Genomic DNA, 6817 nt, shown 5'->3' with positions numbered 1-6817 from the left:
GACTGATTTATAAAAACGATAAACGCATAAATGAATATGCCCCTGAAACCGCGGGGGATTTCAGGGGCATATCAGTCAACGCATCAACCTTATGCCAATGCTATTGGCGCAGGCTCGATGAGTTGTTTTACAGACCACGTTTGATAATTTAGCGACGCAGACCTAAGTCAGCAATCAAATCACGGTAACGGGTAATGTCGGTTTTTTTCAGGTAGTCGAGCATTTTGCGACGACCACTGACCATTTTTAACAGACCTTGACGTGAATGATGGTCATGAGTGTTATTTTTAAAATGATCTGAAAGATTCGTAATACGCGCAGTTAACAAAGCAACTTGAACTTCAGCTGAACCTGTATCACCTTCTGTACGAGCGTATTTTTTGATAATTTCTTGTTTTTGTTCTGCAGTAATTGACATAAAAACTCCAACTTTTGTATAGCTTTTGCTATGAGTTAAATTCTGAAATAATCCAGCAAGTTAAACCAGATTACCCAACCTTTTAAGAGTGGCGAATTTTACCGGTTTTATCTGCTATTCACAAGCAAGTTAAACCGTATCGCCAGTAACAAACAGGCGTTTTGCTGACACAGTGCCATCCAACGCTATTTCACCCAGACCGATAAATTGATCCTGATAATCAAATAAACGTACTTTTGCGCTTTGCCCCTGTGCTTCGGTTTGCACAGTACGTCCAAAACGCATATCGGCAGACATATCCGCATCCAACCTGACTTCAGGCCACTCCGGCAAAGCTTCATGGGCTGGCAGTAAATGTGTGTCCAGGCCGGTCAGCCCTTGTTGTTCTGCCAGATCCTGTAACATTTCGAGGCTTAGCGCTTGCGTTAAATCATAACCAGCGGCATCGGTACGTCGAAGCATAGTGACATGTCCACAACTGCCTAATGCAGCTGCAATATCCTGAACCAGTGTGCGTATATAGGTCCCTTTACTGCAGGCAACCTGCAACGTAAAACTTTCAGCATCACACGACAGTAATTCAATACTGTAGATGGTAATAAGACGGGATTTTCGCTCGATTTCAATACCTTGACGAGCCAGCTTATACAGCGGTTGTCCCTGATGTTTTAATGCCGAAAACATCGGTGGGATTTGCTGTTGTTCACCAACAAAGTCCTGCAAAATGCTTTGCAGTTGTTCAGCTGAATAGTCCGGGATTTTTTGTTCTGCGATAACGGCACCATCACTATCGCCACTATCGGTGAGAATGCCTAGTTGGCAACGCACCTGATATTGTTTATCCGCATCCAGCAAATAGGTGGAAAGTTTGGTGGCTTCGCCAAGGCAGACCGGTAAAACACCTGTTGCCAGCGGATCCAGGCTACCTGTATGGCCTGCTTTGTTTGCATTAAACAATCGTTTCACACGTTGCAAAACATGATTTGAACTGAGCCCGGTTGGTTTGTCGACAATCACGATACCGGTGATATCACGACCTTTTTTACTGCGTTTTGCCATCGGAGAAACTCAATCTTTATCAGTTTCTGAGTCAGACTCTTGTTGCTCGTCTTGAATATCAGCATTGGCTTTGGAAATTAATTCATCCATATAAAAGCCATGTTCCAATGTGGTGTCATAACGGAATTGTAATTCCGGCATGATGCGTAATTTCACCCGTTTAGCCAACGCACGGCGTAAGTAACCTGCCGCATTGTTCAAACCCGCCAGGCATTCTTTAGCAGCTTCTTCTGAATCAAAGCCGCTCAGCCGTGTGACATAAATACGCGCATATTTCAGATCAGATGTCACATCAACATGAGACACCGTGACCATACTGACACGCGGATCAGCCAGATCATGCTGAATCAGCAAGGCCAATTCACGCATCATGACCTCACTGATTCGATTTGTGCGACTAAATTCTCTTGCCATTAAAGACTCGGTTTCATCAACACGCGTTCAAAGACTTCAATTTGATCGCCTGGTTTAACGTCTTTATAGTTTTTCACACCAATACCACCTTCGGTACCGGCATTAACTTCATTGACATCATCTTTGAAACGACGCAGTGATTCCAGTTCACCTTCATAAATAACCACGTTATCACGCAGAACACGAATTGGATTATTACGTTTGACGCTGCCTTCAAGAACCAAGCAACCTGCGATATCACCAAATTTCGGTGAACTGAACACGTCATCAACCCGTGCCAGACCAATAATTTCATCTTTATAGACAGGTTCAAGCATACCTGTCATGGCTTTGGTGACCACATCCAGCAAATCGTAAATGATGCTGAAATATTGAACATCCAGACCTTTTTCAGCAATAACTTTACGCGCTGTATTATCAGCACGAACATTAAAGCCAATCAAAATCGCATCAGAAGCTGCTGCTAATTGAGCATCAGTTTCGTTAATACCGCCGACACCAGAACCAATCACTCGAACCTGAACCATATCGGTCGACAGTTTCTGCAGACCCTGGCTGACAGCTTCAACCGAACCATGAACGTCACCTTTGATAACCACATTAAGGGTTTTCAAATCGCCCGCTTCCATTTTGTTGAACATATCATCCAACTTGGCCGCTTGTTGCTGGGCCATTTTCAGTTCACGAGCTTTAGTTTGACGGAAGCTGGCAATTTCTCTTGCTGTGCGATCGTCTGGAGCAACCTGTAACTCATCACCAGAAGCAGGTGTTCCGGACAGCCCCAATAATTCAACTGGAGTCGAAGGACCAGCTTCATCCATTGGCTGACCATTTTCATTGAACAAGGCGCGAACCCGGCCGAATTCCTGACCGACGACAACAATGTCACCTTTTCTCAACGTGCCACGTTGAACCAGCACAGTGACCACGGTACCGCGGCCTTTATCAAGACGAGACTCAACCACTGTACCATGGGCAGGACCTTTAATAGGTGCTGTCAATTCCATGACTTCAGCTTGCAGGGAAATTGCCTCGAGTAAGTCTTCAACACCCATGCCTGTCAGAGCTGAAACAGGAACGAACTGCACATCACCACCCCAATCTTCAGGTACAACTTCGTGATTGGTTAATTCTTGCTTAACCCGATCCGGACTGGCATCAGGTTTATCCATTTTGTTTACCGCAACAATCAGTGTAGAACCAGCGGCTTTGGCATGTTGCACAGCTTCAATGGTTTGAGGCATAACACCATCATCCGCCGCAACAACCAAGACTACGATATCAGTGACTTTGGCACCGCGTGAACGCATTTCAGTAAATGCCGCATGGCCTGGAGTATCCAGGAAGGTAACTTCACCACGGCTGGTTTCTACTTTATATGCGCCGATATGCTGTGTGATACCACCGGCTTCACCGGATGTCACCTTAGTGCGACGGATATAATCTAGCAGTGAGGTTTTACCATGATCGACATGGCCCATAACGGTAACGACAGGCGCCCGAGGCACTGCTTCACCAGTCACTTCAATAGAGGTTTCCAAAGCCTGCTCAACTTCATTTTCATGAACCGGTTTGGCAACATGGCCCATTTCTTCGACCAGGATGATAGCTGTATCTTGATCCAGCACTTGGTTGATAGTGGCCATTGTGCCCATACCCATCAATGCTTTAATAACTTCAGCGGCTTTCACCGACATGCGTTGAGCTAAATCAGAAACGGAGATGGTATCCGGCACACTGACTTCGCGGACAACTGGTGCCGTAGGACGTGAAAAGCCATGTTCAGTTGAAGTTTCAACGGTAGTCGTTTTTTGTGAAACACCTTTTTTCTTCTTACGACGGCCTTTGCCTTCACTGACATGTAGCTCTTTACGTTCGAATTCATCGTCACGTTGAAAGCGACCACGGCGTGCCGGTTTGTCTTTACTGGCAACATGTTTTGCGTCAGCTTCTTTACGATCCGGTTTTTGCTCTTTAGCTTGTGCTTCAGCCGCAGCCAGTCGCGCTTCTTCTTTGGCTTTTTCTAAAGCTTCTTCCTCTTCACGTGCTTTTTTACGGGCTTCGAGCGCTTTTTCAGCATCGATTCTCGCAATATTTGCAGCACGGCGTTTAGCATCCGCTTCTTCCAGCTTTTTATGGGCTAGTTGAGATGCTGTCAATTCAGGTTTAGCGGGTTGTTTTGTGGCCGGAACAGGTTGTTTCTCCTGTTTGGCTTTAGCTTCTTCAGCCAATGCTTTTTGTTCTTCTTCTGCTGCTAATCGTGCTTCTTCAACAGCTTGTCTTTCGGCTTCAATCGCAGCAGCGACTGCGGCAGCTTCTCTTTCTGATTCTTCTTGCTCACGGCTGGTTTGTTCTTGCTGTTTACGCGCAATTTCCTGCAGGCGTAACTGTTCCTGACGCGAAACTTCTTCCGCCTGAAGCTGTGCCTGTGACAACACTACGGGTTCTTCAGGAGCAACAACGGTCTCTACATCAGTACGTTTTACAAAAGTGCGTTTTTTACGCACTTCAACGCTGACACTTTTACCGGCTTGGCGTGAGGTGCCACCTCCTAATTTAATCTCACTGATCGATTTACGTTTCAGTGTTATTTTTTTAGGTGATGCATCATTCTCACCGGCCGATTTGCCATGTCTTTGCTGCAAAAATTGCAGTAACGTCTGTTTTTGATCTTCAGTTATCAGATCATCCGGCTTGGAAACTTTAATTCCAGCCTCGTTAAGCTGATCTACTAAACGTTCAGGTGTGATACCGACGGTGTCGGCCAGGTCCTTAACCTTCATGTCACTCATTGGTTACTCCCCTGTTTCTGTTTGTTCGTCTGCAAACCATGATTCACGTGCTTTCATGATAAATGCGGCAGCTTGTTTTTCGTCAATGCCACCGGCTTCAACCAATTCATCCACAGACTGATCTGCAAGATCATCAACCGTCGTTACACCATGACTATTCAGTTTGGCAATTAACTCAGCAGTCATTCCAGGTAAATCCTGCAATGTTTCGGCAGGAGAGGCATTTTCAATTTGCTCTTCACTGGCGATAGCTCTGGTCAATAACACATCTCTGGCACGTGAGCGTAATTCGTTCACAATATCGGCATCAAATTCTTCGATATCGAGCATTTCCTGCTCTGGAACATAAGCGACTTCTTCCAAAGAAGAAAATCCTTCCTGTGCCAGAATCAAGGCTACATCTTCATCCACATCCAGATCAGCCATAAAGGTTTGAATCAATGAACTGATTTCGGTTTCAGCTTTTTGATCAGCATCCGAAGCAGACATTACATTCAATTCCCAACCTGTCAGTTGACTGGCAAGTCTTACGTTCTGACCACCACGACCGATAGCCTGCGATAACTGACCATCTTCAACGGCGATATCCATGCTGTGAGCATCTTCATCCACAACAATCGATAATACTTCTGCAGGTGCCATAGCATTAATGGCAAAACGGGCTGGCTCTTCATCCCATAGGATAATATCAACACGTTCACCCGCCAATTCATTGGTTACAGCTTGTACACGTGAACCACGCATACCAACACAAGCACCAACGGGATCAATACGAGGTTCATGAGCCAACACAGCGATTTTCGCGCGTAAACCGGGATCCCGGGCAGCACCTTTAATTTCAATCATGCCGTCACCGATTTCCGGTACTTCAAGACTGAATAATTCAATCAATAATTCAGGAGCTACGCGGCTGACAATAAGTTGTGGTCCACGAGCTTCGGTACGAATTTCTTTTAAATAGCCACGAACACGATCGCCACTACGGAAATTTTCACGCGGAATCATTTCTTCGCGAGGCAGTAACGCTTCAGCATTGCCACCTAAATCCAGCGTGACATTGCCACGTTCTACACGTTTAACAGTACCGTGAATCATCTGGCCCAGTTTTTCGCGATACATATCGACCACTTGAGCACGTTCTGCTTCGCGTACTTTTTGTACGATAACCTGTTTAGCGGTTTGTGCGGCAATACGACCAAATTCAACAGATTCCATTGGCTCGCGGATATACTCGCCCACTTTGGCATCAACTTGTTTTTTCAATGCATCCGATAATGTGATGTGGGTTTCTGAAGATTCAAAGTCGTCATCATTATCATCAACAATCAACCATTGACGGAATGTTTCATAGTTGCCAGTTTGGCGATCAATCGCAACATGCGCATCTATTTCCATTTCATAGCGTTTACGGGTAGCCATAGCTAGTGCCGCTTCAATCGCCTGAAATATAACTTCTTTACCCACGCCTTTTTCATTAGACATGGCATCAACAACCAGCAAAATTTCTTTATTATTCATCACGCCCCCAGTGGATCGATGCAAGCGATTGATCCAAAACTAAGTTTTCACATTAACAGCAAATAATACGCTTTTTCAGGCAACCAGTCGTGCTTTAGCCAACTTTGCCAATGGTAAGGCGTAAACCTCACCATCTACTTCAATTAATACATCACCATTGTCAAAGCCCTGCAGTACACCGGTAAAATTCCGTCGACCATCCACCGGTAATTTAGTGGTGATTTTTGCTGGCGAACCAGTAAAACGGATGAAGTCTCGTTCCTTGAACAAAGGTCGATCAAATCCGGGGGAGGAAATTTCCAGGGAATAGGCTTTTTTGATGGGGTCTTCGACATCGAGAATGCCGCTGACCTGATGACTGACACGTTCGCAATCTTCAATGCCAATGCCTTGCTCTGCATCGATATAGATTCTCAGAAGTGGATTTTGTCCACCCTGCATATATTCCACACCGACCAGCTGGTATCCCAGCGATTCAATCGGTGCTTCAATTAGTTTTTCAATTTGATCAGATACGGCCATAGGCAAACAAATAAAAAAAAAGGGCCATTGGCCCAATTTTAACTCCACAAAAACAAAAACCCCAATTAGGGGTCCTGTCTTAACATTATTATTG

6 protein-coding genes are annotated in these 6817 nt (G+C 45.2%); all 6 read right to left on the bottom strand.

The window, feature by feature from the left end; genetic code table 11:
- Nucleotides 1–148 precede the first annotated feature (148 nt).
- The 6 genes from rpsO to rimP all read right to left on the bottom strand — a co-directional run bounded on the left by rpsO (nt 149) and on the right by rimP (nt 6723).
- Nucleotides 149–418 (bottom strand): 30S ribosomal protein S15, encoded by a 270-nt coding sequence (gene rpsO / locus Q7V21_RS05115; RefSeq protein ID WP_304916249.1) that lies wholly within the window; start codon nt 416–418, stop codon nt 149–151.
- Between the two features lie 129 nt (nt 419–547).
- Entirely contained in the window at nt 548–1477 is a 930-nt protein-coding gene (gene truB / locus Q7V21_RS05110; protein WP_304916248.1) for a tRNA pseudouridine(55) synthase TruB, read from the bottom strand.
- Nucleotides 1478–1486: 9 nt separating this feature from the next.
- Nucleotides 1487–1891: a 30S ribosome-binding factor RbfA gene (rbfA, locus tag Q7V21_RS05105; RefSeq protein ID WP_304916247.1), complete on the bottom strand. Its 405-nt coding sequence runs from the start codon at nt 1889–1891 to the stop codon at nt 1487–1489.
- Entirely contained in the window at nt 1891–4683 is a 2793-nt protein-coding gene (gene infB / locus Q7V21_RS05100) for a translation initiation factor IF-2 (RefSeq protein ID WP_304916246.1), read from the bottom strand. The genes rbfA and infB overlap by 1 nt, the downstream gene beginning before the upstream one ends.
- Nucleotides 4684–4686: 3 nt before the next feature.
- Nucleotides 4687–6201, bottom strand: a complete 1515-nt coding sequence (gene nusA, locus Q7V21_RS05095) for a transcription termination factor NusA (protein WP_304916245.1) — start codon at nt 6199–6201, stop codon at nt 4687–4689.
- Nucleotides 6202–6276: 75 nt separating this feature from the next.
- Complete coding sequence (gene rimP, locus Q7V21_RS05090) at nt 6277–6723, bottom strand: ribosome maturation factor RimP (protein ID WP_304916244.1); 447 nt, start codon at nt 6721–6723, stop codon at nt 6277–6279.
- Nucleotides 6724–6817: the final 94 nt, after the last annotated feature.

The organism is Methylophaga sp. (assembly GCF_030651745.1).
Note: the sequence above shows the minus strand (reverse complement) of the source record. Positions and strands in the feature narration are given on the sequence as shown.

Excerpts from the sequence above, each read along its gene's own strand:
- rpsO (WP_304916249.1), bottom strand. The coding sequence starts at position 418 with ATGTCAATTACTGCAGAACAAAAACAAGAAATTATCAAAAAATACGCT.
- truB (WP_304916248.1), bottom strand. The coding sequence starts at position 1,477 with ATGGCAAAACGCAGTAAAAAAGGTCGTGATATCACCGGTATCGTGATT.
- rbfA (WP_304916247.1), bottom strand. The coding sequence starts at position 1,891 with ATGGCAAGAGAATTTAGTCGCACAAATCGAATCAGTGAGGTCATGATG.
- infB (WP_304916246.1), bottom strand. The coding sequence starts at position 4,683 with ATGAGTGACATGAAGGTTAAGGACCTGGCCGACACCGTCGGTATCACA.
- nusA (WP_304916245.1), bottom strand. The coding sequence starts at position 6,201 with ATGAATAATAAAGAAATTTTGCTGGTTGTTGATGCCATGTCTAATGAA.
- rimP (WP_304916244.1), bottom strand. The coding sequence starts at position 6,723 with ATGGCCGTATCTGATCAAATTGAAAAACTAATTGAAGCACCGATTGAA.